Source organism: Streptomyces sp. NPDC050636, from assembly GCF_040654775.1.
GTDB lineage: Bacteria > Actinomycetota > Actinomycetes > Streptomycetales > Streptomycetaceae > Streptomyces.
This window is the reverse complement of record NZ_JBFAIP010000076.1, coordinates 1-23,851: the sequence shown is the minus strand read 5'-3', so window position 1 is coordinate 23,851 and position 23,851 is coordinate 1. Positions and strand designations below refer to the sequence as shown.

Below are 23,851 nucleotides of genomic sequence, written 5' to 3'. Positions count from 1 at the left end.
CCGCCGTTGTCTGTATCCGTACGGCCTGCCGGCGGGCTGTGTTCAATCACCCGGCAACGGGGGCTCCGAAGGAGGACATCGAGGGCGCGGTCGTTGCTGCCGCCGGAGACGGTGGCGGTGCGGACGGCGGGGTCGCGGCGCTCGTCGAGCTGGGTGGTGGGGCCCGACGGCCCCGCTGACCTGAACCGGGTGCCGTCGTCCGACCGTTCACCGGGAGGCGTCGAGCCCCACCGACGGCAGAAAGCGCGGAGCTCGCCAGGCGTGGAGTCGGTGCTCCAGCGCGGCCCCCAGCGACAGGAGCTCGGCGTCCTCGTGGTCACCGGCCATCAGGAGCAGGCCCACGGGCAGCTCGTTCACGAATCCGGCGGGCACCGACAATGACGGGTATCCGGCCACGGCCGCGGGGGTCGAGGACGGGATTACATCGTTGTCGCCCCGCGCGCAGTCGGTGGTCCAGGCGGGCGGATTCGTCGGCGAGGCGATGGCGTCCAGCTGATGGGTGGCCATGGTCTCGTCTATGGAACGCCGGGAAAGGTCCTTCAACTCGGCACGCATGGCGCGGTGTTCGGGGTCGGTGGTGGGAGGCGCGGCGAGGGCCTGCTCGAACAGCTCCTGGCCGGCGAAGCAGGTCCGCTCCGCCGGGTGGGCGCGGTTGAACTCGATCAGCTCGGCAAGGTTCGGCGGCCCGTCGCGTGTGGCGAGGTAGGCGTCGATGTCCCGGTGGAACTCGCTCAGCAACGCGGGGAATTCGAGTTCGGCGAGTCGCCTCTGGTACGGGGGTGTCACCTCGACGACCTCGGCTCCTGCGTTACGCAGTTTCTCCGCTGTACGGGTCATCAGGGCATCCACCTCCGGCCCGAGCGAGGGCAGTCGCCACAGGCCGATCCGTTTGCCGCGCAGGCCGGTGGAGCGCGTCAGCTCGTCGGGGAGGCCGATGGGACCGCCCTGGTGCGAGGTGGCGCTACCGCTGAGCACCGCGAGGGTGAGCGCGGTGTCGATCACGTTGCGTGCCATGGGTCCCGCGGTGTCCTGCTCGGCGGAGATCGGGACCACTCCGGCTTGGCTGACGAGGCCGAGGCTGGGTTTGTGGCCGACCACCCCGTTCATCCCGGCCGGGCACACGATGGAGCCATCCGTCTCGGTACCGATCGCCACCTGCGCCAACGACGCGGCGAGCGCGGCGGCCGAACCGGAGGAGGACCCGCACGGATTCCGGTCCAGTACGTAGGGGTTGTTGGTCTGCCCGCCCACGGCCGACCACCCTGATGTCGGTTTCGCCGCACGGAAGTTCGCCCACTCGGACAGGTTGGTCTTGCCGAGGATCACGGCCCCCGCGTCCCGCAGTCGGGTCACCAGGGCGGCGTCGCCGTCCGGCGGGCTGCCGGCCAATGCCAGCGACCCGGCCGTCGTGGGCGTGTCGCGGGTGTTCACGTTGTCCTTGAGCAGGACGGGTATGCCGTCGAGCGGGCCACGAGTGCTGCCGTCCCGATGCCTGGCGTCGCTGGCGGCCGCCTGGCGCAGAGCCGTCGGGTCGGTCCGCAGCACTGCGTTGATCTTGGGGTCGATGGTCTTGATCCGCCTCAGGTAGGCAGTGGTCAGTGCCGACGAGGTCAGCGAACCGTCCGCCATGCGCGCCTGTAACTGCGGGATCGTCACCGTGTCGAGATCGATGCCCGGTTTCGGGCGCAGACCGGCCGGCGGTGGGTTGCCGACACCGGTTTCAGCGGCTTCCGCGCGCGGATTCGGTGCCCCTGCGCAAAGGGAGCCCGCGACCAGGGCGGCGACCAGCGTGGCCGTGCTCCTCTTCCTCATCCTCATGAGGGTCAGCGGACTATAGGCCGGCGGCCCGGGACAAGGGCCTTTCGCGCCGCTGTCCCTGGAGCCGACACCGTGACAACAGCAGCCCTCACCGTCTGGGAGGACTTCGACGTACCCGCGTCCGCCCGGCGGTCAGGTCACCCTCCACGTCATGCTGTGACGGACCCTGACAGTGCCGTGGCGCCGACGCACGCGTCCCGCAAATCTCGCGAATATCAGGCGAAATTTCCTCTTGTTCCGAATTAGGTGGTTGCGTGTATCGTCCCCAGAAGCAGTTCCCGCACGCGATGGAACGGGGAGACATGATGAAGAAGATCATCGCGATAGCGTTCGTCACCGCACTGTTCAGCGCCGGAGGCGCCGGCATCACCTCCGCGGCCACCGCGTCGCCGGGGCCCCCGCCGGGCCGTGACACCGTCACCACGACGTTCCACTGTCCCGCCCCGCGCGGCACCTTCACGATCACGGCGGACCCGTGGGTGATGGGCCAGTACGAGTGGCATTACGGCAAGCACGGCTGCACGTACACCTCGTAGTCACCGGTCACCCATGGTCACCCGGATGCCGCCGACGGAGCGGAACAGCACGCGGATCTCTTCCGGCACCGGAACCGGCCAGGAATCCATCCGGGCGTCGTCGATCCCGGGTTCCAGCTCCACCAACCCACCGGAGACGTCAGGCAGTTGGCGCAACCACGCCACCACCGTGTCGATGTCCGTCATCGCAGGTCCCCCTCCGTGCCACGGCAGGACTCTAGGTGAGGGAAGAACCGTGAAGGTGAGGGAAACGAGGCTGGGCTGACGGCGGCTCAGGCGACGGTGACGATCACCTTGCCGCGGGTGTGACCCTCCCGGTTGAGCCGTTGGGCGTCCGCGGCCTGCTCAAGTGGGAACGTGGCGGCCACTTCCACACGCAGCGCCCCGCGCTCCGCGAGGGCGGTGAGCGCCTCAAGGTCCTCGGCATCCGGCCGCACGAACACATACCGGCCTCCGAGGCCGAGCACGGCGCCGTCCGCGATGGAGGCCAGGCGGCCCGTCCCGGTGAGCAGACCGGGGGAGATCTTCAGCGCCTCTCCGCCGACGAGGTCGAGGACGGCATCCACACCCCGCGGCGCGAGTTCGCGGACACGGTCGGCGAGGCCCTCGCCGTACGCAACCGGCTCGGCGCCGAGCCCGCGCAGGTAGTCGTGGTTGCGCTCACCGGCCGTGCCGATGACGCGGGCGCCGAGTGCTGCGGCGATCTGTACGGCCAGCGAGCCGACACCGCCCGCCGCCGCGTGCACCAGCACGGTGTCACCGCTGCCCACGTTCAGGGCGCGGGTGAGTGACTGGTACGCGGTGAGGCCGGCCAGCGGGAGGCCGGCGGCTTCCTCGAAGGTGAGGTTCGCGGGCTTGCGGGCGAGCGTACGGATCGGGGCGGCGACGTACTCGGCGAAGGTGCCGCGGGAGACGAAGTCCTCACGGACGTAGCCGATCACTTCGTCGCCCGGGGCGAACTCGGCGACGCCGACGCCGGTTTCCTCGACCACGCCGGCGACGTCCCAGCCGGGGATGACGGGGAACACCGCGTCCATGACGCCGTCCAGGTATCCGGCCTGGATCTTCCAGTCGACCGGGTTGACGGAGGCGGCCTTCACGCGGACGAGTACGGCGTCCGCGCCGAGCTTGGGGTTGGGGACATCGCGGTACTCCAGGACGTCCGGTCCGTCATAGGTGCGGTAGGTGATGGCCTTCATGGTGGTGCTCCTTGGTTCTTTTTGGGGGGCGGTGCAGTGGCGGGCGGGCTGCCGTGGGGGCGCCGGCTGCTGCCGCTTCAGCGCGAGAAGGATCCGGGAAGTAGGTGCTTGATGCAGCCAAGCGATACTTGACGGTAAACCTCAATGGTTGATGATGTCAAACATTGAGTTTCACCTACACTGGAGCCATGCCAGCCATCCCCGCGCCGCACGCCAGCCCCTCGACCCCACAGGGCGCCGTCCCCGCCCCCGACGCGCTCATGGAGCGCCTGGCGCGCGCCGCTGCCAGCTACTACCGCGACCTGGCCGCGGCGGCCGCGACACACGGGCTCACCATGGCGCAGGCCAAGATGCTCATCCTGCTGAGGCAACCGACGCCCATGCGCGCCCTCGCGGGCCTGCTCGCCTGCGACGCGTCCAACATCACCGGGCTCGTCGACCGGCTGGAGTCACGGGGACTGGTCTCCCGACACCTCGACCCGGGCGATCGACGCATCAAGAACGTGGTCGCCACAGAAGAGGGCAGGGAGGCCGTCCGACTCGTCCGCGCCGACATGCGGGGCACCTCGGCGGCTTTCGCCCGTCTCGACGACGAGGGCCGCCGCAGCCTTTACGAGCTGCTGGGACGCCTCCACCCCGACGAGACGGCCTGACCGGCGGCGAGGCGACAGGGCGGCACGCCTCGGCAGCTCCGGAGGCCCGTCGCCCCGGAAGCCCGCCCCTCCCCCCGGAAGCCGTTCCGGCGGCGCGGCCCGCAGACCACCGGCGGAGCCCCCTCGCCGTCGACCACCTGGGCGGGTGCTGGAACGGGCTCGCTCCAGTCAGTTGGCGCCCAGGTCGTCCGACCGGACAAGCCTGTTGTCAGCGGATGGCTTCTCAAGTCAGATTCAGCCCCCCGTCAAGCACGATGACCTCGCCGGTGAGATAGGTGCTGGCGATCACCGACGCCACCAGGTCGGCCACGTCGGCGGGCTGGGCCGGGCGGCGCATGGGCGCGCGATCCCGCCACAGTTCGTGCGCCTGCGCCCAGTCCTTCGTCATCGGCGTGTCCACCAGCCCCGGTGCCACCGCGTTGACCCGCACCTCGGGCCCGAGCGCGGCCGCGAGCAGCCGGGTCACGTGATTCAGCGCGGCCTTGCTCGCCGCGTACGGCACCGACGAGCCCTTGGGGCGCACCCCGGCGTGGCTGGTGACGTTCACGATGCTGCCGCCCGCGGGGGATTGGCGCAGTGCCGGAAGTGCCGCCGTGCAGAGCACCCATGGCGCGATCAGGTTGACCTCCAGCAGCTGCCGCCAGTCCGCGGGTGTCGCCGCGGCCAGGTCGTCGTGCGGGATCGGCCAGCTGATGCCCGCGTTGTTCACCAGCACGTCGAGCCGCCCGTACCGGCCGAGCGCCGCCTCGACCAGCCCCCGGGCCTCCTCCTCCACCGCCAGATCCGCCCGCAGGTACGCCCCGCCGAGCTCCGCCGCCAGCGCCTCCCCAGCCTCCGCACTGCGCCGCGAGTGCACGACGACCCGCATCCCGTCCGCCGCCAGCCTCCGCGCGACGGCCTCCCCGATCCCCGACGTGGACCCGCTGACCAGGGCGACGGGCCGATCCGCGTGTTCAAGCCTCATGCCGACGGATCCTGCCACGGCCTTCAGCAGACCGAGCACCGGCGGCACCAGCCACCTCCACGAGCGACGCGAGGCGGGCCGCCGCCGCTTAGGAGTGGCGGCAGCGCAGGGCGTCAGCGGTGGGCCAGTACGTTGACCACCTGGCCGTTGGGGTCGCGGACCAGGAACCTGCGCACTCCCCACTCCTCGTCCTGCAAGGGGTGGACGATCTCGGCACCGCTCCCCCGCACGGCCGCGTAGGCCGCGTCCACGTCGTCCACCTCCACACTCAGGTCGGGCGCGACCGGCGCGGTCTTGTCGCTCGTCATGAAGCTGACTTGCGCCGTCGGGTTCGACGGTGAGGCGAGCGTGATGATCCAGCCGTGGTTCATGACCTCCTCGAAGCCCAGGAGACCGTAGAAGTCGCAGCTCTCCCGCACGGCTTCCGACGGGATGTTGGGGACGACACGGCGGACGGACATGAGCGGCTCCGGTGCGGGATTGCGGGAATCGGGATTGCGGGATTGCGGGATTGCGGGATTGCGGGATTGCGGGATTGCGGGATTGCGGGATGAGGTTGGCCGGCTGCGGTCAGTTCGGGCGGGGTTCGCCGCGGTAGGTGCCGAAGGACCACTGGTTGCCCTCGGGGTCGGCGATGGCGAACTCCCGGCTGCCGTACGGCTGGTCCTCGATCTCGCGGACGACCTGCGTGCCCGCCTTGGTGAGCCGGGCGTACAGCTCGTCCACGTGGTCGGTGACGACGTACGCGCCGAAGGTGCCCGGCTTCAGGCACCAGTCGGCGGCGGGGTCGTAGGAGCCGAGCATCACGGCTCCGCCCTCGGGCCAGTCCAACTGAGCGTGGGCGACGCGGCCGCCGTCCTCGTACACGGCCGTGCGCAGGAAGCCGACCGTGCCGACGAGGAAGTCGATGAGGGCGGCGGCGTCGTGGGCCTGGAGAGTGGGCCAGACGTCGGGGGTGCGTGTCTGCGTGGGGGTGTTCTGTGTGTTCATGGGGTTCAGCCTGCGCCGTTGAGGTGGCCGCCGGCTTGGATATTCCGGCACTCTTCGGCCAGCCATGTGCTGGGGCTCGCGCCCGTGTACTGGCGGAAGTCGCGTACGAGGTGCGAGTGGTCGTAGTAGCCGCAGTCCGCCGCGACGCGGGCCAGGTCGGGGCGGGGGCCCACGGCGGTTGCGCGGACGATGGCGGCCTTGGCGTGCTCGAAGCGCATCAGGCGGGCCGCCTGCTTGGGGGTCACGCCGGTCTCCGCGCGGAAGAGCGTGCTCAGGCGGCGCTCGCTCAGCGCGACATGGGCCGAGAGGCCGCGCAGGGTGCCCGCGCCGCGGTGCCGGGCCAGCCACGTCCAGGCCTCGGTGACCTCGGGGCGTGGCGGTGGCCGGTCGTCGTGGGTCGCGAGCTGTTCCTTCAGGTACCCGGCAAGGGCGGCGAACCGCGCGTCCCACTCCGTCAACTCGACCAGCTGCTCGCGCAGTTCGGCCGCGCGTCGGCCGAGCACATCCGAGCCGGACGTGACCAGCTGTCCGGTCAGCTCGGCGGCCGGGAGTCCGAGGAGGGCGCGGGCGGCCAGCGGGTGCACGGCCAGCTGGATGCCGGACTCACGCTCGGGCTGTACGACATACGCGGGGCTCTGGTGCAGGCCGCCCACGACGATGTCCGTGCGGATGGCGTCGGGGCCCCTTGCCTGGGCCGAGGTGAGGCCGCTTGTGACGGGGCCGTCCAGGGAGAAGATCAGGGTGAGGTAGGGGGAGGGGAGGCCGCGGTGGAGGGGGCGCGCTGCCGCGTGGCCGGGCCGTTCAGCGTGGTAGCCGACCGCGGAGACCACGCCTCCCGGCGGGGGGCTGGTTCTCACGAACTCCTGCTTCGGGGCCACAGGGACAGTATGTGCGGCACTGCGTTTCGGGGCTTCCCGGCGCCCTAACGCCCCTCACTACGGCAAGCGCTGCTACCCAGGACCCCCTGCCTCATGCCCCTCACTCACCGTGACTTCGCTCATGGGAAATCCCAGGCCCGCCCGCTAACATGGCGCGCCGCCCCGCACGGGGCTGATCACCGTAGGACTTGCTCAGCAGGGATGGACAGACGTGAACGTACGCGGCAACGGCAAGCTTGCGGTCTTCGGCGCGGCGGGGGTGCTCACGGCCGCGGTGGTCGCGGGCAGTGCTCTGTGGCCGGGCAGTGACGCCTCCGCCGTGGGCGCGTCCTCGCGCTCCGTCGCCAAGGAGCTGAAGCACTGGCCCGCACCGGTAGCGAAGAAGCTCGGCAAGGTCATCGCCGAGAACGACCACAAGGGTGCGTATGCCGTCTTCGACGCGGACAACACCACCTACCGCAACGACCTCGAAGAGGCGCTTCTCCCCTTCCTTGAGATGAAGGGCGCATTGACCCGGGAGTCCATGGACCCCTCCCTGAAGGTCATCCCGTTCAAGGACACGGCCACCCACAAGGAGAGCCTCTACAGCTACTACAACCGGCTGTGCGAGGTCGACGACCAGGTCTGCTACCCGTGGGCCGCGCAGATCTTCTCCGGCTTCACCTTGAAGGAGCTGAAGACGTACGTCGATGAGCTGCTCGCGTACGGGAAGGCGATACCCGCCGAGTACTACGAGGACGGGAAGCTGACCAAGACAGAGGTCAAGGCGCCCGAGTTCTTCACCGGGATGCAGGAGTTGTACCGGATTCTGCGCTCGCACGGCATCGACGTGTATGTCGTCAGTGCGGCGAGCGAGGACCTGGTGCGGATGGTCCTGTCCGACCCCAAGTACGGCTACGACGTGAAGCCGGAGAACGTCATCGGCGTCTCCATGCTGCTCAAGGACCGGAAGACCGGCGACGTCACCAGCTCGCGCAAGGAGATCGCCGAGGGGCGCTTCGATCCGAAGGCGCAGAAGGCGCTCACCAAGCGGGAGCTGACGCCCAAGCTGTGGGCGCCGCTCACCTGGTACGAGGGCAAGCCGGCCGCCATCAACACGTACATCGACGAGTGGAAGAAGCCGGTCCTTGCCGCCGGCGACACCCCGAAGAGCGATGGGCCGATGCTGTTCCACTCCGCGGACGTGGCGCACGGCGGTGCACGGATCTGGGTGAACCGCAAGGAGAGCTACATGAAGGAACTCGACGCGATGAAGAAGGCCAATGCGAAGCGGCAGAAGGAGCTGGGGCAGCGGGTGACGGCCGACAAGAAGTGGCTGACCGTCACGCCCGAGCAGATTCGCTAGCGTCTGTCGGGTGGGTCGGTAACCGGTTCCCACTCGGGGCGTTTTGGGGTGCCCGAGGTCCTGCACCTCGGGGTGTCGACGTACTGCTGGCCGCTCGTCCGGGCACGCCGTCAGAGTCTTCCGATCATCTTGCATCGATCGATGAAGAGGGACCATGTCCGAGGCAGAAGGCGGAAAGGGCTGGATCGGCTACTGGCTGCACCCAGACGAACCGGCAGACCGCCCCTCGCCCGTCATCGAACTCGACACCGAATTCTCGTACAGGGCCATGGCGGGCAGCACCCTGGTCGAAGCATGCGCCGCTGACCAGGCCCAATATCATGACGAGCCCGATGAACGAATCGCGTTCTCTCTTCTGTGCACCCGGCTCACCGAACTCGGTCCGCCCCTCAGCGTGAACGACTACGACGCCCTCTACGAGCCTGAGTTCACACTGGATCAGAGGAACTCACCGAAGAACTCATCGAAGCCGAGCGCGCAAAAAGCGGTCTCATCTGAGACCGCGTTGGGATCTGCTGCTGCCAGCGCTTCGGACGAGTCCGAAAGGGGCTCTTCGTAGAGCCGAGGATGTGCATGCCCTCCACGCCGCACAACGCATCGGTCCGAGCGCACCACGACGCGCCAGGACCACACGCACCGCGACGCACGCGAGGCCTTCCTTGATTCGGTTGCTCGGTCTCTGCTGATCTTGGAAGGCCTCGCTCCGTCTCGCCTTCGCGCCACGCCGTGGACCCGGACACCGCGAGACGGCTCACCCAGGCCCATCTGCGAGAGCCAAAAAGAATTCGGACGGCGATGTCGAGAACCCGTGACTGGCTCCGTCCCAGCAGTGAACGCGACCACAATGGGTCGTACCAGCACCGAGGAGAAACACGATGGCCAAGTACTTGCTGCTCAAGCACTACCGCGGCGCTCCGGCTGCGGTCAACGACGTGCCCATGGACCAGTGGACGCCGGAGGAGATCTCGGCCCACGTGCAGTACATGCAGGACTTCGCGACCCGGCTGGAGGGGACCGGCGAGTTCGTCGACGGTCAGGCACTCGCCCCCGAGGGGACGTTCGTCCGGTACGACGGCGAGGGTCGCCCGCCGGTCACCGACGGCCCCTTCGCCGAGACCAAGGACCTCATCGCCGGCTGGATGGTGATCGACGTCGACAGCTACGAGCGCGCCGTCGAGCTGGCCGGGGAACTGTCGGCCGCCCCTGGGGCGGGCGGGAAGCCGATCCACGAGTGGCTGGAGCTGCGCCCGTTCCTGACCGCGCCGCCCACCATCACGGAGTGACGAGTGACCTCTGAGGTGAACGAGGCCCTGCTCCGGAGCCTCACGCCGAGCGTGCTCGGGATCCTCGTCCGCCGCGGAGCCGACTTCGCGGCGGCCGAGGACGCCGTGCAGGACGCGCTGGTCGAGGCGGTCCGCGTCTGGCCGGCCGATCAGCCGCGGGACCCGAAGGGCTGGCTGGTCACCGTGGCCTGGCGCAAGTTCCTCGACGCGACCCGGGCGGACGCCGCCCGCCGCCGGCGCGAGGACCTCGTGGACGAACAACCCGCCCCCGGGCCCACACCTTCCGCGGACGACACGCTCCAGCTCTACTTCCTGTGCGCCCACCCGTCACTGACGCCGTCGTCCGCGGTCGCGCTCACGCTGCGCGCCGTCGGCGGGCTGACCACCCGCCAGATCGCCCAGGCCTACCTGGTGCCCGAGGCGACCATGGCGCAGCGCATCAGCCGGGCCAAGCGCACCGTGTCCGGCGTCCGCTTCGACCAGCCCGGCGACGTCGCCACCGTGCTGCGCGTCCTCTACCTGGTCTTCAACGAGGGCTACTCCGGCGACGTCGACCTCGCCGCCGAGGCCATCCGGCTCACCCGGCAGCTCGCGGCCGCGATCGACCACCCCGAGGTGGCGGGGCTGCTCGCCCTCATGCTGCTCCACCACGCCCGGCGCGCCGCCCGGACCGCGCCCGACGGCGGCCTGGTGCCGCTCGCCGAGCAGGACCGCGGCCGGTGGGACACCGAGTCGATCGCCGAGGGCGTCGAGATCCTGCAGGCGGCCCTCGCCCGCGACCGGCTGGGCGAGTTCCAGGCCCAGGCCGCCATCGCGGCACTCCACGCTGACGCGCCCACCGCCGAGGAAACTGACTGGGTGCAGATCGTCGAGTGGTACGACGAGCTCGCGCTCCTGACCGACAGCCCGGTCGTCCGGCTCAACCGCGCGGTGGCCGTCGGCGAGGCCGACGGACCGCGCGCCGGCCTGGCGGCACTCGCGGCGCTGGACGAATCCCTGCCCCGCCACGCCGCGGTGGCGGCGTACCTCCACGAGCGCGACGGCGACCTGGCGACGGCGGCACGGCTGTACGCCGAGGCGGCCCAAAAGGCACCCAACCTCGCCGAGCGCGACCACCTGACGCGCCAGGCCGCCCGGCTCAACGCCCGCCGGTGGCGCTGACGGGTCGCGCTCGATTTCCCCGCAGCACTTGGAGCGGCCCCGTGGCCAGAGCGGTCGCCTCAACATCTTCGACGGTTCGGCGGCCGATGTTCACACTGCGTTATTTCGATGCGGCCTCGTCGACGATCTTGACCTCTCGCGCCTTCTCCGAATAGTTCTCCAGGTCGAACGATCCGTAGCCGGGTTTGCCCGCCCGTTGATACGTGCAGTACACGACCCCGGTGCTGGTCGGCAGTGCACCGGTGAGCTTGAACGCGGCAGGCGCGGCCCCCTCGGAGAAGAGCCGCTTGCCGTTGCCGAGCACCACCGGCTCGATCAGCAGCCGGTACTCGTCGACAAGATCGTGCTGCTGCAGGGTCTCGATCAGGTTGCTGCTGCCCTGGACGTTGATCTCGCCGCCGGAGCGCTGCTTGAGCTCGGCGACGGCCTCGGCGATGTCACCTTGGAGCAGGTGCGAGTTGTTCCACTCCACCTTGTCCAGGGTTCGCGAGGCCACGTACTTGGGCATGTCGTTGAGCTTCGTGGCCACCGGGTCGTTCTCGTCGGTGATGTGCGGCCAGTGGGCGGCGAAGATCTCGTAGGTCTTGCGCCCCAGCAGCAGGGACTCCATCCCGGCGAACTGCTCGACCATGATGGGGCCCATGTCCTCGCCGAAGTAAGGGACCGACCAGCCACCGTGCTCGAAGCCGCCCTCGTGGTCCTCGTTCGGTCCACCGGGGGCCTGCATGACACCGTCCAGGGACACGAAAGCCGATACGACCAGCTTGCTCATCTTCTTCTCCTGTCGAGGAGGTGGTGGAAGGCGTACACCTGGTCAGACTCGGCCGGCGCGGCAAACTCATCGCTCCCAGATCAGCGTCTCACGGCCTCGTCGGCGGGGCATGCGTGAGGAGGAGCCACGAGGGGTGTCACGCAGTGTGACGAAGACGACCGAGCAAGCATGCGCACCGTATGTGCTGAGCGCCGGCGGCTCCTGCCGGGGCCTCAGGCGAGAGGGTCTGCTGCCAGCCAGGCGGCGATCGCCTGGGCGATGGGCTGGTCGGTGTCGAGCTGGATGAAGCCGAACTGGCCGCCCTGGTTGCATTCGAGGAACCACCAGGTCCCGTTGCGGTCCTCGGCGAAGTCGAATGCTCCGTAGGCGAGTTGAGTGGAGGTCATATACGCGTCCACCGACCGGCGGACGAGGTCGGGGACCTCGGCGGGCTTCCAGGAGCCGTTCTCCGTGAAGCGGCTGTCCACCTCGTCGGGGTCGGCTTCCTTACGGGCGGCGAAGAGGCGGCCGCCGACACAGGTCAGCCGGATGTCGGCCTGCTTGCGGACGTGCTGCTGGAGCAGGGTCGGGCCGGCCGCGACCGCGCTGAAGTCCGTGTCGGGGCTGATCCGGGTGGTGGGAAGCACCATCGGGGGGTCACCGGGGTGCTTCCCGGAGACCGACTTGACCACGAGGTCCTGGTACGTGGCGGCGAACTGCCGCGCGACGGCGGGGAACGTGGTGATCAGCGTGGCGGGCACGGTGAAGCCGCTCTGCTGGGCGATATGGAGCTGCCAGGGCTTGTAGCGGGCCTGTCCGGCCGCCGCGGGGTGGTTCATCCAGCGAGCCCGGGTAGAGGTGAGGATGCCGTAGAGCGCCTGCTCGGACTCCGTGGTGAGCCAGGTCGACCGCTCCTCTGCGTGGGCACCCGGTGTGCCGGGCCGGCGGACCCACACCGAACGCAGCCTGCTCAGGCTCACCATGCGTTCGTCCGTCTTGAGGTAGCCGTGGAAGCCGTTGCTGACGTAGTCCGCGGAGAGGTCGACCCTTCCGGGCAGGTCGGCTGGGTCGAGGCGGACGAGCGGGACACCGAGGTCGTGCAGGATGGCGACGACCATGTCCGCGGTCAGGTCTTCCTCGCAGCTGAGCACCAGAACGGTCATCGGCGTTCAGTCGTCGAAGTGGGTCTTGGAGCCGGCGGTGGAAGCGGTGGTGCCGGTGGCCAGCAGGACCGCCCGGCTGCTGGTGGCCGCGCGCCCGTCGGGCAGGACATTGAGTTGACGCGTGGCGTCGTACGTGTACGGAGTGGCGGCCGCCGACTTCACCGCCGGACGGGCGTAGCTCAACGCAAACGGTCGCATACCTTCTCCTTCAAGACCCCGTGTTCCGCCCCCATGCCACGCTCAGGGACAGGGCATTTCACCGAATAACTCTGCACTGATGACGCAACTGTTCGGTCAATAGTTGCCGCCTTTGCTCGTTTCCCACGATCCACTTGACGGACTTGGCAACAGAACGTATTTGCGGACCGATGCGTATCGCCTGAGCGTGAGAGCAGCGCTACGCCGCGTATTCCCTTCCCGTTACGGCGCGATGGGGCGCACAGCAGGTTCACCGGCGCCTTCCGAGGAGGGCGTACACGCGGGCGCACTTATCGCCACGCTCATGCTCTGTTGTGTGAACACCACGCAGAGCGAGTGCCGACGCGAGGTGCGGCTGCTGGTGGTTTCGGCATGGCGCGCACGGTTTTCGCAGGTTGCATCAGATTCCCGTGGGGCGCAGCGGTTCGGAAGTCCTGGAGATCGCCCCCATGACGCCATCTCACAAAGGTGATCACGGATCGGAGCCGCGGCCTCCCACCACCCGTCGGTCAAGTCGCCCCTCCCCACGGCGGATCGACGACTCAGATGCTTTCCCCGTCCCGTTCCAGGGCGAGGAACGCGCCGACGGTCTGGACGAAGTAAAGGGGGGCGTCGAGCCATGGGGAGTGGCCTCCCCCCGGCTGAACGGTCAATTCCGCATGGGGGAACAGCTTCGCAATGGCAGTGGCGATGCCCGGACCCGAACCGCTGTCCAGCTCACCGGCCAGGATCAGCACCGGTGCGATCAACGCGGCGATGGCGGCGCGAGTGGCAGCGGGTTCGAAGGCGCCGGAAGACGCGTAGATCTCGGTGGCCCTCGCGTTGGTCTGCTCGGCGCCGAGGTGTCGGCGCAGGGCCTCGACGTCGGCGACTTGCCGATCGCAGCGGTAGGTGGCCGAGTCGGCAGGGGCGCCGGAGTCACCAGTGCCACGCAGATCGAGCATCAGGAGCTTGCGTTGCCTCGACAGCCCGCCGAGGTTGCCCAGATACATGGAGGCACGCATGGGCCCACCGGGCAGGCAGAGCAGCGGCTCGCCCTCACCCACCACGTGAAATGCCAGTTCAGTTCCATCGGGAGCGGAGAAGGTAGGCGTGGCCGCATTCCGATGACCGCGAGACGATCACAGCAAGCGGTTTTCGCCCACGCCCCAAGATCGCCCGGACAAACTCCTGAGCGGTTTTCCTTCTTGGCTGACTGTCGCGGCTGACTGTCGCCAACGGGGTGATTCGCCCGCGATTACCCTATACCTGAGGTGTCTGTAATCTCTGCTGCCCCAAAGAATCTTGAGACCGGAAAGGCGCTGGCCAAGGCAGCTATTCGCCTCGACTCCGTCTCCGTATACAAACTTTTGGGGCATGAGACATCGCATCCTGGATAGCGATGCGCTCAGAGCGCGCGGCCCCCGAGGCCTGGATCCTGTGCCGTTCCCGGGCTGCCGCGCCAGGGCATGATTCCCCACGGCTGAAGGGATCCCCATCATCGTGCAACCGGCCCAAGAGTTCGGCGACAACCCTGTCGAAGTACGCGAAACCGGGCACTACACGGAGGAGTACGTCCCCAGCTTTGTCGAGAAATGGGACTCGCTCATAGATTGGGAGAAGAGGGCGGAGAGCGAAGGTAATTTCTTCATCGACCTGCTCCGCAAGTGGGGAGTGAGGAGTGTGCTCGACGTCGCGACGGGCACCGGATTTCACTCCGTACGGCTGCTCGCCGCCGGGTTTGAAACCGTCAGCGCGGACGGCAGCGCGGACATGCTGGCGAGGGCCTTCGAGAACGGCACAAAGCAGGGAGGCCACATCCTGCGGGTCGTGCAGGCGGACTGGCGGTGGCTCAACAGAGACGTCCACGGGGAGTACGACGCCATCGTCTGCCTGGGCAACTCCTTCACGCATCTCTTTTCGGAGCGTGACCGGCGCAAGGCACTGGCTGAGTTCTACGCGATGCTCAAGCACGACGGAATTCTCGTACTGGACCAGCGCAATTACGATGCGATCCTGGACGACGGGTTCACGAGCAAGCACAGGTACTACTACTGCGGTGAGGATGTCATCGTGGAGCCGGAGTATGTCGACGAGGGCCTGTGCCGTATGCGGTACAGCTTCCCGGACAACTCCACGTACCACCTCAACATGTTCCCACTGCGGAAGGACTACACCCGACGGCTGATGACCGACGTGGGTTTCCAGCGCATCGAAACCTATGGCGACTTCCAGCACACCTACCGGGGTGAGCAGCCGGACTTCTTCGTGCATGTGGCGGAGAAGGAGTACCGGATGGAGGACGAGGCGCAGTACAAAGGCGCGGTCGGCACCGCCCGCAGCTACTACAACTCGCCCGACGCCGACACCTTCTATGCCACGGTGTGGGGCGGCGAGGACATTCACATCGGCCTCTACGAAAGCCCCGTGGAGCCCATCGCGGACGCCAGCCGGCGCACCGTCGAGCGGATGGCGTCGAAGCTGGAACTGACCCGCGATTCCGTGGTGCTCGATCTCGGTTCCGGATTCGGTGGCTCGGCGCGGTACCTGGCAGAGACCTACGGCTGCCGGGTCCTCGCACTCAATCTCAGCGAGGTGGAGAACCAGCGCCACAAAGAGCTGAACTCGGCCCGTGCGCTCACCGACAGGATCGAGGTCGTGGACGGGTCCTTCGAGGACATCCCGTACCCGGACGACCAGGTCGATGTCATCTGGTCCCAGGACGCCTTCCTGCACAGCGGGAACCGGGTCCAGGTCCTTGAGGAGATCGCGCGGGTACTGCGGCCCGGCGGCCATCTCATCTTCACCGACCCGATGGCGGCGGCGGACGGCGGCTCCACCGACGTGCTGCAGCCGATTCTCGACCGGATCCATCTGGACGACATGGGTTCGCCCGGCTTCTACACACGCGAGCTGAACCGGCTCGGGTTCACCGCCGTCGACGGTGGCTTCGAAGAGCACCGCGAGCAGCTGGTGAACCACTACACGCGGGTCCTTGAGGAGACCAAGCGCCAAGAGGCCGAAGGGCTGGCCAGAAAGATCAGCCACGACTACCTCGCCCAGATGAAGAAAGGGCTCAGCCACTGGATCGACGGTGGCCGCGAGAAGCACCTCACCTGGGGAATCTTCCACTTCAGGCACGGCGCCGACGACTGAGCAACCTGCCACCGGCCACCAGGCCGTCGCCGATGCCGGGAACGGTGTCGGCGACGGGCCACCGGCGAGGATCCTGCGAGGAGTTGCCGGCGGCGGGCGTTGAGCGTGGCGCGGGCGCGGTCGGCCCCACCCAGTACCTCCCCGATGCGCCCCAGGACGGACGTACGGACGGACCGTGGCGTCGCCGATGTCGAGACCCGCGACGACCTCGGTGACGGCCTGGAGCGCGTCGGCCGGCTCGCCGAGCCGGGTGCTGACCGGTGCCTGTGCGCCCGCCTGAACACGGCGCCGCCCGGGCGAGACACGGCTCACCCGGGCGGACGGAGCATCTGAGGCCAGTGGCTCAGACAGGAGGCAGCAGACCGCCGGCTCAGGCAGACCACCGGCTCAGGCAGGCGGCAGCTTTCCGCGGCCGAAGAGCTTGCGCTCGTCATGCAGGGCGAACGGTGTGGTCCTGAGGTCGGCGATCTGGATGCCGAAGATCTTCAGTTGCAGCATCAGCTCGGTCTTCAGGTCGTATCCCGCGCTGAGCGCCCACGCCGGGGCGCCGCCGCCGGTGGCTGCTGCGGCCCGTCCGATGAGGTGGACGGAGAGATCGCCGCCGACGCCTGCCGTGTCGTAGAGGAACACCTGGGCGTGCGCCCCGATGCTGGCCGTCGCGGAGGCCGCGCCCTCCACCCGGGGCGCTGCGCCCTTGGTCTGCTGGTGCGCCGTGTGCAGGGGCTGCCATCCGTGCCCGCGGTCGTACCGCGCACCGACGGCGAACGAACCGGAGGTGCGCTGGTCGGCGTCGAGCACGATGCGCCCACCGGCGGTGAAGCGGTAGGTGAAGGTGACCTCGGTGCTGACCACGACCGGGACGGGGCCCACCCAGAAGACGTGCCTGCCAGTGACCGCCGCCAGCGGCACCGCGACCTGCCCGGTGTCGGCGGTGCCGCGCACCTTGCCGTGCACCTGCCAGTCATAGGCGTAGGAGCCGCCGAGACCGATGGCCGCGCGCTGCGGCAGCAGGTTCAGCCCACCCCGCTTCTCGTACTGGAAGATCAGCTCGGGCCGGAACGTCACGTCACCGGACAGCCGGGCCGGCGACTTGCCGGTCGCCTCCACGCCCTTCGGCAGCGGCACATTGACCTCGAGCCGCAGGGTGGTGAGCGTCTTCGCCGCATCGGGCGGCAGCACATCGCCGCGCGGGGAGGCATCGGCCGCGCGGGCGCCGGGGCGGGTGAGCTCGGTGCGCGCCGCCCCGGAGGCGGAAGCCGACGGGCTGGGCGAGCCCCCGGTCGGCGTGTCCGGGCCGGCACCGCCGGTGGGAGCACCGGCATCGGCACCGGCGTCGCCGGACGGCGGGCTCGCGCTGCCGGACGGCGCCGGGGCGCCGCTGTCCGGGTCGCGTCCGGCGGGCGGATGCTGCACGGTGACGCCGGAAGAGAGCGGCTTGACGGTGAGTTCACCGGCCCGCAACGCCGCCCGCTGGTCCACCTTCTGATCGCCGAGCAGCTCCGAGAGTGTCGCGGGAACCGTGGTCACCCGGACCTCGCCGCCACGGGACCCGGTGACCTTGCCCACCTTGAACAACGCCCCCGTCGGGGCGTGCCGGTTGGGCGCGGCGGCAACGACGTCCCCCGTGCGCACGGTCTTGCCGGCAGACGGTTTCAACACCGCCTGCCTGTTGCGGGTGTCGTACGACGAAAGCCGCACGGGGACCGAACGGCCGGAACCGGCGGGTGCGTGGGAGGGTTGGGCGACGACGGCGCCGCCCTCCGGACCGGAGGACCCGGCGCTGCCGTCCGGCACACTGTCCGGGTCCGCGGACCCGGCGGCCCGTATCCCGGCCGGGGGCGCGCCGGAGTCCCCGGAGTCCGAGAGCAGGGCGTGGGTGCCGAGGGCGGCGGGGACGAGTACGCCGACCGCGACGGCGGGCACCGCGATACGGCGCCAGGAAACGGCCATGGAATTCCTTGATGGTGTGGGGGTGACCAGGGGATTGCAGGGGCCGGGTACCGAACGACGGACGGATCCACACGACGGCGGAAGAGTCGTCCAACATCGAACATCTGTAGGGGTTCGGGCGGCTTGCTCGTAGCATGGCGACGAATGATCGTTTTCGCCATGGGGAAAGACACCGAGTCAGGAGGGGATGGGTGGAGACTTCCACAACCGTGCCGGAGGCCGTCGCCGCGTTGCACGCCGGAATCCACACCCTCACCGACGAGGTCGTCCACGCCCTCCGCGACCAACTCCCTTCCTACGCGGCGGTGTCGGCCGACGAGCTCCGGCCGCGGGTGAGGGCGTCCCTGCGGAACGGGCTGGCGCTGGTGCGGCGCTGGTCCGACGAGAAGCGCCGCCGGTCACCGGTGGGATCCGGGCGCACCGGCGGCCCGGCGTACGACATCCCCACCACACATCTCGACGAGGTGACGGCCATGGCCCGCTCACTGCCCGTCGAAGACATCATCACTGCGTACCGGATCGGCACGGACATCGTCTGGCGGCGGTTCGGCGAGGAGATCGCGGCTCGACACGGCACCGCCGAGGACCTGCTGCCGATCGCCGAGACACTCCGCATCTGGGCCGACGCCAACACCCTGCACATCGTCCGCAGTTGCCGGACCGGCGGCCGGGGAGGCACGGTGGCGGACCGCCGGCGGACGGCGCTGGTCCGCGCGCTGCTGTTCGGCGAGACGGATGCCGTGGAGGCGAACGACGCATACGAGCGGAGCACCGCCCTACGGCTCCCCTTCCGGGCACGGCTGCCCGGCGCGCCCGACCCCGGTGGCCCAAGCCGCACCCCCGACCCCGCCCAGGCCTCGCACGTCCCCGACCACACCCACACCCACACCCACAGCGGCAGCTCCGGTAACGGTGTCCGCGACTCCGGTGACGGTGTCCTCGCCCGCACCGTCGATCTGCTGCGCCCCTGGCTCGCCCTGGATACCGCGGGAAAGCCCCTGGTCACGATCGTGGACGGGGATGCGGCCGGGCTGCTGGCCGGCCGACCGGGCGGGCTGTGCCGCGGGCTGGTCGTGGGACTGGGTGCCCCGGCGCCCGCGTCCGGACTCGCCACGGAATTCACCAGAGCCACCCAGGCACTCCGCGCCGCCGTCGGCTGCGGGCTCGTCGGGGCGTTCACCCGCGAGGAACTGGGTCTGCGGGCCACGGTGGTGGCGATGCCGGCCGTGGGTGAGCAACTGGTGCGACTGCGCCTGGCACCGCTGGCCGAACGGGGCGAGGACGGCGCCCAGTTGGAGGACGCGGCGGCCGCCTACCTACGACAGGGGCTGCGCCTGGAGGCCGCCGCGCGGACCCTCTACGTGCACCCCAACACCCTGCGCAACCGGCTCCGGCGCTTCGAGGAGATCACCGGCACCAGTCTGCGCGACCCGGCCGACCTCGCCGAGATCTGGTGGGCACTGACGCATCGCCAGGTGCACGGCGGCAGCCCAGCGAGCTGACGCGCACTCCACTCCCCCGTCCACACGGCACTCGTGACGCTCCGTGGCACGGGCACGCGCTACCTCAGATCAGCCAGCCTCGCGTCCGGTTGGCAGATCATCCAGGGCAGCAACCCACATGCGACGTTGGGGACGAAAGCGCGTACCGGGCATGCGGGGAGCGGACCGGGAATAGGATTCTCGCCGGTCCTGATGCTGAGGTGGGAGAGGCTACGTATGGCACGCACGGCGCTACCGACACCTGCTGATGTGTGGATGCTGGTGCGAGAACACCCGGCTCCCCTGCGGCGCTCGACCAACGAACTGGCCGACGCGCTCAAGGCGCGCCACGGTTCCCGATTTGCCGTCTGGCACACCGATGAGCTTGTCCTTGGCGTCCGCGACGGGCGGTTGGTCCTGCAGACCCTGGGCGGCGCGGATGTTCCCGCCCCGAAGGTGGTGTGCGTGCGTCAGATGCCCGGTTCGATGCGCCACGACCGTGAGGTGACCCTCCTGCGGCATCTGGAGCGTATGGGCGCCACGCTCCTCAACCCGCTGGACGCACAGCTCGTGTGCCGGAACAAGATCTGGCAGCTGCAGGAACTGGCCCTGGCCGGACTGCCGGTGCCTGACACACTCTCGTACGCCACCGCTCCCCTGGAAGGCGTCGTACGGACCCCCCACCTCGACGCACCGTGCGTGGTCAAACCCGTCAACGGCTACAAGGGCATGCAGGTGTTCCTCGCCCCCGACACACGCCTGCTGCACGATGTGGCAGGCGCCCTCGCGCAGGAAACACCGCACCTCTTCCAGCAGTACGTGGACCGCTCGCACGGCCGCGACCTGCGCGTGATCGTGATCGACGGCGAACCCGTGGCCGCCGCGGTGCGCACCTCCCACAACGGCGCCCTGGCCTCGAACCTCGCCCGGGGCGGCTCCGCCACACTGTGCCTGGGCCGCTATCCGCAGGCAGAGGCCCTGGCCGTCGCGGCCGCCCGCGCAGTGGGACTTGCCATCGCCGGCGTGGATCTCCTGTTCGCCTCCGCAGACACCTACACCATCTGCGAGGTCAACTCCGCCCCCGGATGGCGCCCGGAGATGACGGCGGTGGTTCCCGCCATCACCGAGTGCATCACCCGCCGCCTGGACGCACCGGCGGAGTGCGGCGGCAAATAGGGGGTCGAAGGCGGTCGAAGCGCTTGTCGTGCGACGTGCCCGGTCGCGTCCTCACCGCAGAAGACATCCGCGTCCGGCCTCGGCTGTACGCGACGGTCGGCTCGGCTCAGTTCACCGTCTGGTCGCCGTCGGGCAGATCCTCGACCGTCACCTTTCCCCGCGGCTCCCCGAGTTCGTCCGCCACTACCCTGGCCAGGCCGTCCGGGTCGGGCTCGGCGGGTACGGGAACCTGCTCGCCCTCCCTGTAACTCTCAATCGCCTTGGTGAAGTAGCTCGGATCCCAAGCACCGACGGCGCCCCTGACCTCCACCGCGCTTACCGCCCGCGCCCCGGTCCGCTGCTTGACCGCGGCCAGGATCCGATCCGACCGGTACTCCCCCGGCACCTGAAACAGGCTGGCGTGCGCGCCCACTTTCCCGCCGTCCCGGAGGCGGACGGTCACCGTCAGACAGCTGGTCACGCTCGGGTAAGTGATGGTCCCACCAGGCTCGACCTCGCCGACCTGCCCCTCGGTGATCCTGATGTTCGCGGTCGCGGGTGTGACAGGCCCCGGCGTACGGGCCGGGGGCGTCACCGGTCCCTGGAGCGAACCGCTCGCGACCGCCGGCTGAGCCTGGGCCACGACCACGCAGTTGGCACCCAGGCAAAGGGCCAGCAGCGCTGTGACGGGGAACAACACCGTGCCGTTTGCTCGCATCCACCAGATCCGCCGTATCGGCGCCACATACGTTTTCGCCTCGATGGTGCGGCTTCCTTTCATCCTGCTTCCGACTCGGAGCGGCAAGCGAAGAGCGCAGCCCGCGAGGTTGGCCGCTGGGGTGGGACGTCCTGCCGTTCCCGCAGCCGGAAGTGGTGGAGATCTCAGGCGAGTTCTGATCGCGCCTGCGTGCGGCCGGCACACCTTGATGCAAAGTCGAGGGCGAGGAAAGCGAAGGGACTAGTTCAATGAGTGTGAGAAGGAAGCCCCTTCATGGCCTCGCCGTGGTCAACGATAACAGTCAGGCGGGGATCAGTTCGCGCAGATTTTCGGGCGTGAGGATCCGGGAGTCCGGGTGCAGTCCCTCCGGGCGTCCCATGCCTATGTACGTGACCGGGCGGTCCGGGAGGCTCTCGCCGTCCCACAGCGTCACGGCCGTGGCGCCGCCGGCCATCAGGTCGACGAGGTACCGGACCGTCAGGTAGTCGCGCTCGACGATGCCGCGCAGGGCGGCGTCGAACTGCCGCGCCGCGACGCCGCCGTCCCCGGCGGGTCCTGTGGGGCAGGGGAGGCGGTGGGTGTGACGGATAATCAGTGATTCGAGACTCTGCCCCATTCCGGCATGATCCCAGAACCGCATGGGCCGGCGCATACGGGTTTCAGGCGGCGGTCCCGGTGCCGTTCACGAGGGGTGCTGGACCTGAGTAGCTGTGTGCACGGCCGTTGAAGCTCCCACGCTCCGGGAACGGGTCGAGCCGGGCGGCAGACCGAGTAGGCCTCGGACGGCCCTGTCGGCGATTTCGACGTCGTAGGGAGCGTGTCCGGCGAGCTGGATCCCGACCGCCTCTACGATGCCGAGATAGGCCGATGCCATCTCGGCGGGCGGCGGTCCGGGCGGGATCGCGCCGCTGCTGCGTCCGGCAGCGATCAGGCCGGCGCAGTCGGTTTCGAGCCGGTCGATGATTTCCGTGATCGCCCGGCCGACCGGATGGTCCTGGCCGGCGAACTCGACTCTCAGGGTCATCATGACGTCGGCCACGTCGCGGCGGCAGTAGACGGCATGGCCCCGCGCCATCGTCATCAGCGCATCGACAGGGTCGGCCTCCGCAGCGGCGGGCCGGCCCACCTCGGCATCCCAGGTCTCTTCGACCCACCTCACCACCGCCAGCGCCAGGTCTTCCTTGTTGGCGAACAGGTGATACAGGGCGCCACGCGTATAGCCCGCCTCGCCGGCCACACGCGCCAGCACCAGATTGGCGTACCCGTACTTGGACAGCCCCCGCGCCGCGGCCTCCAACAGTGCGCTCCTGGTCCGGGCACGCCGGTCCGCCTGCGTCCGGCGAGCGCCCGCCGGGTTCCCCTCCGCCGTCATACCGACTCACATACATACATGCATGTAGGTTAACATCCGATGCCAAGCCGCTAGCTACGCAGACCGACTCAACGGGAGGGCGTATGAACGTCGAACCAGGAACAGGCCGTGGCATACGCCCGGGTGGCTCGAAGGAGAGGACGGCCACCGTGCCGGCCGTCCGCCGACAGCAGCCGGTTCCCGAGCAGATCCGCGCCCTCAGCACCATGACCGGCCCCGACTACGTCGACGCCTTCACCATGACCGGCGGAGTTCCAGGCAAGTCACCCGAGCAGTGGGCCCGTGTCCTGTTCGAAGACATGGCGGGCCGCAAGGGGCAGTTCATCTGGCGGGTACTGCTCGGCCTGCGGCTCATGGCGTCACCGGACCGGGTGGCCGGATGGAAGATCGCCGACCACGGTGACGACTGGATCAGACTGGAGGCCAGTTCCTGGTTCCTGGCCGGCCACCTCGTCGTCCAGGCCGATGACGAACGCGTGTCGCTCGCCACGTTCCTCCGCTACGACCGCCCACTGGCGTCACGCGTCTGGCCACCGCTGGCCAAGGTGCACCGCCGATTGGCGCCCGACCTGTTGCGCGATGCACACAGGGCCCAGCAGCCGAGCCCGAGCCGATAGTCCCGTGCGGGGCGCCGGATGCCCAGCGGTACTCAAGGCTGGGAATCCAGTCGCCGTCGCGACCACCCGGCGTGCGGTCGAGGATGCCCCACAGCGGCCACATGAAATCGACGTGACGCGGGTACTGGCCCGGCTCCATAGGGACCATCACCAGCTCGCTGCTCCAGAAGTGGTGGATGCTGCCGTTGCGGCGGACGAACACGTGGGCCACCGGGAATTGCTCCTCGTCCGTCCCCTCGGCCAGGAAGATGTACGGCCCCCCGGGCGCCTGCGTCAGCAGCCCGCCCAGCATCGACAGGATTCCGCCCGTAGGCCATGGAACTGCCTCTGACGGCACCGCAGTTGCGGCGCACCTGAATGCCCGCACGGGACGCGTCCGCGACTGCCTCTCCTGGCGGCTAGCATCGCAGGGAGCCACCAAGAACGGAGCATTCATCTGTGCGTCATCTGCGCGTAGGCGTCGCCATCCTGACCATGGGGAACC

25 protein-coding genes and 2 pseudogenes are annotated in these 23,851 nt (G+C 69.2%); 11 read left to right on the top strand and 16 right to left on the bottom strand.

Translation table 11 applies throughout. From position 1 onward, the window contains the following. Window positions 1-207: 207 nt before the first annotated feature. The gene (locus AB0I10_RS32130; protein ID WP_363156195.1) at window positions 208-1,812 is read right to left on the bottom strand and encodes an amidase; all 1,605 of its coding nucleotides are present in this window, start codon (window positions 1,810-1,812) and stop codon (window positions 208-210) included. A gap of 260 nt (window positions 1,813-2,072) precedes the next feature. Here AB0I10_RS32130 and AB0I10_RS32125 point away from each other — a divergent pair, with 260 nt between their 5' ends. Further along, window positions 2,073-2,354, top strand: coding sequence for a hypothetical protein (locus AB0I10_RS32125; RefSeq protein ID WP_363156194.1), 282 nt, complete (start codon window positions 2,073-2,075; stop codon window positions 2,352-2,354). On the opposite strand, the gene AB0I10_RS32120 is transcribed toward AB0I10_RS32125, so the two are convergent. Further along, window positions 2,355-2,540 carry a hypothetical protein gene (locus AB0I10_RS32120; RefSeq protein ID WP_363156193.1) on the bottom strand — a complete coding sequence of 62 codons (186 nt, stop codon included), beginning with the start codon at window positions 2,538-2,540 and terminating at the stop codon, window positions 2,355-2,357. A gap of 86 nt (window positions 2,541-2,626) precedes the next feature. Then, window positions 2,627-3,553: an NADP-dependent oxidoreductase gene (locus AB0I10_RS32115; RefSeq protein ID WP_363156192.1), complete on the bottom strand. Its 927-nt coding sequence runs from the start codon at window positions 3,551-3,553 to the stop codon at window positions 2,627-2,629. A 188-nt stretch (window positions 3,554-3,741) separates the two neighbouring features. Here AB0I10_RS32115 and AB0I10_RS32110 point away from each other — a divergent pair, with 188 nt between their 5' ends. Continuing rightward, window positions 3,742-4,206 (top strand): MarR family transcriptional regulator, encoded by a 465-nt coding sequence (locus AB0I10_RS32110; RefSeq protein WP_363156191.1) that lies wholly within the window; start codon window positions 3,742-3,744, stop codon window positions 4,204-4,206. 223 nt (window positions 4,207-4,429) lie between these two features. On the opposite strand, the gene AB0I10_RS32105 is transcribed toward AB0I10_RS32110, so the two are convergent. The 4 genes from AB0I10_RS32105 to AB0I10_RS32090 form a co-directional block, all read right to left on the bottom strand. After that, complete coding sequence (locus tag AB0I10_RS32105; RefSeq protein ID WP_363156190.1) at window positions 4,430-5,170, bottom strand: SDR family oxidoreductase; 741 nt, start codon at window positions 5,168-5,170, stop codon at window positions 4,430-4,432. 113 nt (window positions 5,171-5,283) lie between these two features. After that, window positions 5,284-5,631, bottom strand: coding sequence for a VOC family protein (locus AB0I10_RS32100; RefSeq protein WP_363156189.1), 348 nt, complete (start codon window positions 5,629-5,631; stop codon window positions 5,284-5,286). A gap of 109 nt (window positions 5,632-5,740) precedes the next feature. Continuing rightward, window positions 5,741-6,160: a VOC family protein gene (locus AB0I10_RS32095; protein ID WP_363156188.1), complete on the bottom strand. Its 420-nt coding sequence runs from the start codon at window positions 6,158-6,160 to the stop codon at window positions 5,741-5,743. A 5-nt stretch (window positions 6,161-6,165) separates the two neighbouring features. Beyond that, window positions 6,166-7,017 carry a helix-turn-helix domain-containing protein gene (locus AB0I10_RS32090; RefSeq protein WP_363156187.1) on the bottom strand — a complete coding sequence of 284 codons (852 nt, stop codon included), beginning with the start codon at window positions 7,015-7,017 and terminating at the stop codon, window positions 6,166-6,168. A gap of 232 nt (window positions 7,018-7,249) precedes the next feature. On the opposite strand from AB0I10_RS32090, the gene AB0I10_RS32085 reads away from it, so the two are divergent. The 4 genes from AB0I10_RS32085 (at window position 7,250) to AB0I10_RS32070 (ending at window position 10,827) form a co-directional block, all read left to right on the top strand. After that, complete coding sequence (locus AB0I10_RS32085; RefSeq protein WP_363156186.1) at window positions 7,250-8,383, top strand: haloacid dehalogenase-like hydrolase; 1,134 nt, start codon at window positions 7,250-7,252, stop codon at window positions 8,381-8,383. 154 nt (window positions 8,384-8,537) lie between these two features. Continuing rightward, on the top strand, window positions 8,538-8,942 hold the full coding sequence (locus AB0I10_RS32080) for a hypothetical protein (RefSeq protein WP_363156185.1): 405 nt from the start codon (window positions 8,538-8,540) through the stop codon (window positions 8,940-8,942). A 316-nt stretch (window positions 8,943-9,258) separates the two neighbouring features. Continuing rightward, window positions 9,259-9,666, top strand: a complete 408-nt coding sequence (locus tag AB0I10_RS32075) for a YciI family protein (protein WP_363156184.1) — start codon at window positions 9,259-9,261, stop codon at window positions 9,664-9,666. 15 nt (window positions 9,667-9,681) lie between these two features. Continuing rightward, window positions 9,682-10,827, top strand: a complete 1,146-nt coding sequence (locus AB0I10_RS32070; RefSeq protein WP_363156202.1) for a DUF6596 domain-containing protein — start codon at window positions 9,682-9,684, stop codon at window positions 10,825-10,827. Between the two features lie 100 nt (window positions 10,828-10,927). Here the strand turns inward: AB0I10_RS32070 and AB0I10_RS32065 are convergent, their stop codons facing one another. The 4 genes from AB0I10_RS32065 to AB0I10_RS32050 all read right to left on the bottom strand — a co-directional run bounded on the left by AB0I10_RS32065 (window position 10,928) and on the right by AB0I10_RS32050 (window position 13,943). Beyond that, window positions 10,928-11,599, bottom strand: coding sequence for a dihydrofolate reductase family protein (locus AB0I10_RS32065; RefSeq protein WP_363156183.1), 672 nt, complete (start codon window positions 11,597-11,599; stop codon window positions 10,928-10,930). A 212-nt stretch (window positions 11,600-11,811) separates the two neighbouring features. Continuing rightward, window positions 11,812-12,741 carry an ATP-grasp ribosomal peptide maturase gene (gene tgmB, locus AB0I10_RS32060; protein ID WP_363156182.1) on the bottom strand — a complete coding sequence of 310 codons (930 nt, stop codon included), beginning with the start codon at window positions 12,739-12,741 and terminating at the stop codon, window positions 11,812-11,814. Between the two features lie 6 nt (window positions 12,742-12,747). After that, on the bottom strand, window positions 12,748-12,939 hold the full coding sequence (gene tgmA / locus AB0I10_RS32055; protein WP_363156181.1) for a putative ATP-grasp-modified RiPP: 192 nt from the start codon (window positions 12,937-12,939) through the stop codon (window positions 12,748-12,750). Between the two features lie 542 nt (window positions 12,940-13,481). Next, on the bottom strand, window positions 13,482-13,943 hold the full coding sequence (locus AB0I10_RS32050) for an alpha/beta hydrolase (protein WP_363156180.1): 462 nt from the start codon (window positions 13,941-13,943) through the stop codon (window positions 13,482-13,484). 478 nt (window positions 13,944-14,421) lie between these two features. Between AB0I10_RS32050 and AB0I10_RS32045 the strand changes: the two genes are divergently transcribed. Continuing rightward, window positions 14,422-16,074, top strand: a complete 1,653-nt coding sequence (locus AB0I10_RS32045) for a methyltransferase domain-containing protein (protein ID WP_363156179.1) — start codon at window positions 14,422-14,424, stop codon at window positions 16,072-16,074. A gap of 144 nt (window positions 16,075-16,218) precedes the next feature. Then, the gene (locus AB0I10_RS32040) at window positions 16,219-16,407 is read left to right on the top strand and encodes a hypothetical protein (protein ID WP_363156178.1); all 189 of its coding nucleotides are present in this window, start codon (window positions 16,219-16,221) and stop codon (window positions 16,405-16,407) included. A gap of 54 nt (window positions 16,408-16,461) precedes the next feature. Here the strand turns inward: AB0I10_RS32040 and AB0I10_RS32035 are convergent, their stop codons facing one another. Then, window positions 16,462-18,024 (bottom strand): hypothetical protein, encoded by a 1,563-nt coding sequence (locus AB0I10_RS32035; RefSeq protein ID WP_363156177.1) that lies wholly within the window; start codon window positions 18,022-18,024, stop codon window positions 16,462-16,464. A gap of 191 nt (window positions 18,025-18,215) precedes the next feature. Here AB0I10_RS32035 and AB0I10_RS32030 point away from each other — a divergent pair, with 191 nt between their 5' ends. Together AB0I10_RS32030 and AB0I10_RS32025 are read left to right on the top strand one after the other, a co-directional pair. Beyond that, window positions 18,216-19,526, top strand: coding sequence for a helix-turn-helix domain-containing protein (locus AB0I10_RS32030; protein WP_363156176.1), 1,311 nt, complete (start codon window positions 18,216-18,218; stop codon window positions 19,524-19,526). 216 nt (window positions 19,527-19,742) lie between these two features. Continuing rightward, on the top strand, window positions 19,743-20,681 hold the full coding sequence (locus AB0I10_RS32025; RefSeq protein ID WP_363156175.1) for a RimK family alpha-L-glutamate ligase: 939 nt from the start codon (window positions 19,743-19,745) through the stop codon (window positions 20,679-20,681). A gap of 106 nt (window positions 20,682-20,787) precedes the next feature. Here the strand turns inward: AB0I10_RS32025 and AB0I10_RS32020 are convergent, their stop codons facing one another. The 3 genes and pseudogenes from AB0I10_RS32020 to AB0I10_RS32010 form a co-directional block, all read right to left on the bottom strand. Next, window positions 20,788-21,441: a hypothetical protein gene (locus tag AB0I10_RS32020; protein ID WP_363156174.1), complete on the bottom strand. Its 654-nt coding sequence runs from the start codon at window positions 21,439-21,441 to the stop codon at window positions 20,788-20,790. 238 nt (window positions 21,442-21,679) lie between these two features. Continuing rightward, window positions 21,680-21,886 (bottom strand): annotated as a pseudogene (locus AB0I10_RS32015) (hypothetical protein); the annotation flags it as partial. Between the two features lie 174 nt (window positions 21,887-22,060). Continuing rightward, on the bottom strand, window positions 22,061-22,675 hold the full coding sequence (locus AB0I10_RS32010) for a TetR/AcrR family transcriptional regulator (RefSeq protein ID WP_363156173.1): 615 nt from the start codon (window positions 22,673-22,675) through the stop codon (window positions 22,061-22,063). Window positions 22,676-22,899: 224 nt separating this feature from the next. Here AB0I10_RS32010 and AB0I10_RS32005 point away from each other — a divergent pair, with 224 nt between their 5' ends. Then, complete coding sequence (locus AB0I10_RS32005; protein ID WP_363156201.1) at window positions 22,900-23,367, top strand: hypothetical protein; 468 nt, start codon at window positions 22,900-22,902, stop codon at window positions 23,365-23,367. 31 nt (window positions 23,368-23,398) lie between these two features. Here the strand turns inward: AB0I10_RS32005 and AB0I10_RS32000 are convergent. Further along, window positions 23,399-23,659, bottom strand: a pseudogene (locus AB0I10_RS32000) (DUF899 family protein); the annotation flags it as partial. Between the last annotated feature and the right edge of the window lie 192 nt (window positions 23,660-23,851).

Coding starts and splice junctions, on each gene's coding strand:
- AB0I10_RS32050 (WP_363156180.1), bottom strand. CDS start 13,943: ATGCGTGCCTCCATGTATCTGGGCAACCTCGGCGGGCTGTCGAGGCAA.
- AB0I10_RS32120 (WP_363156193.1), bottom strand. CDS start 2,540: ATGACGGACATCGACACGGTGGTGGCGTGGTTGCGCCAACTGCCTGAC.
- AB0I10_RS32075 (WP_363156184.1), top strand. CDS start 9,259: ATGGCCAAGTACTTGCTGCTCAAGCACTACCGCGGCGCTCCGGCTGCG.
- AB0I10_RS32080 (WP_363156185.1), top strand. CDS start 8,538: ATGTCCGAGGCAGAAGGCGGAAAGGGCTGGATCGGCTACTGGCTGCAC.
- AB0I10_RS32040 (WP_363156178.1), top strand. CDS start 16,219: ATGCGCCCCAGGACGGACGTACGGACGGACCGTGGCGTCGCCGATGTC.
- AB0I10_RS32110 (WP_363156191.1), top strand. CDS start 3,742: ATGCCAGCCATCCCCGCGCCGCACGCCAGCCCCTCGACCCCACAGGGC.
- AB0I10_RS32095 (WP_363156188.1), bottom strand. CDS start 6,160: ATGAACACACAGAACACCCCCACGCAGACACGCACCCCCGACGTCTGG.
- tgmA (WP_363156181.1), bottom strand. CDS start 12,939: ATGCGACCGTTTGCGTTGAGCTACGCCCGTCCGGCGGTGAAGTCGGCG.
- tgmB (WP_363156182.1), bottom strand. CDS start 12,741: ATGACCGTTCTGGTGCTCAGCTGCGAGGAAGACCTGACCGCGGACATG.
- AB0I10_RS32100 (WP_363156189.1), bottom strand. CDS start 5,631: ATGTCCGTCCGCCGTGTCGTCCCCAACATCCCGTCGGAAGCCGTGCGG.
- AB0I10_RS32020 (WP_363156174.1), bottom strand. CDS start 21,441: ATGAAAGGAAGCCGCACCATCGAGGCGAAAACGTATGTGGCGCCGATA.
- AB0I10_RS32025 (WP_363156175.1), top strand. CDS start 19,743: ATGGCACGCACGGCGCTACCGACACCTGCTGATGTGTGGATGCTGGTG.
- AB0I10_RS32130 (WP_363156195.1), bottom strand. CDS start 1,812: ATGAGGAAGAGGAGCACGGCCACGCTGGTCGCCGCCCTGGTCGCGGGC.
- AB0I10_RS32065 (WP_363156183.1), bottom strand. CDS start 11,599: ATGAGCAAGCTGGTCGTATCGGCTTTCGTGTCCCTGGACGGTGTCATG.
- AB0I10_RS32115 (WP_363156192.1), bottom strand. CDS start 3,553: ATGAAGGCCATCACCTACCGCACCTATGACGGACCGGACGTCCTGGAG.
- AB0I10_RS32035 (WP_363156177.1), bottom strand. CDS start 18,024: ATGGCCGTTTCCTGGCGCCGTATCGCGGTGCCCGCCGTCGCGGTCGGC.
- AB0I10_RS32105 (WP_363156190.1), bottom strand. CDS start 5,170: ATGAGGCTTGAACACGCGGATCGGCCCGTCGCCCTGGTCAGCGGGTCC.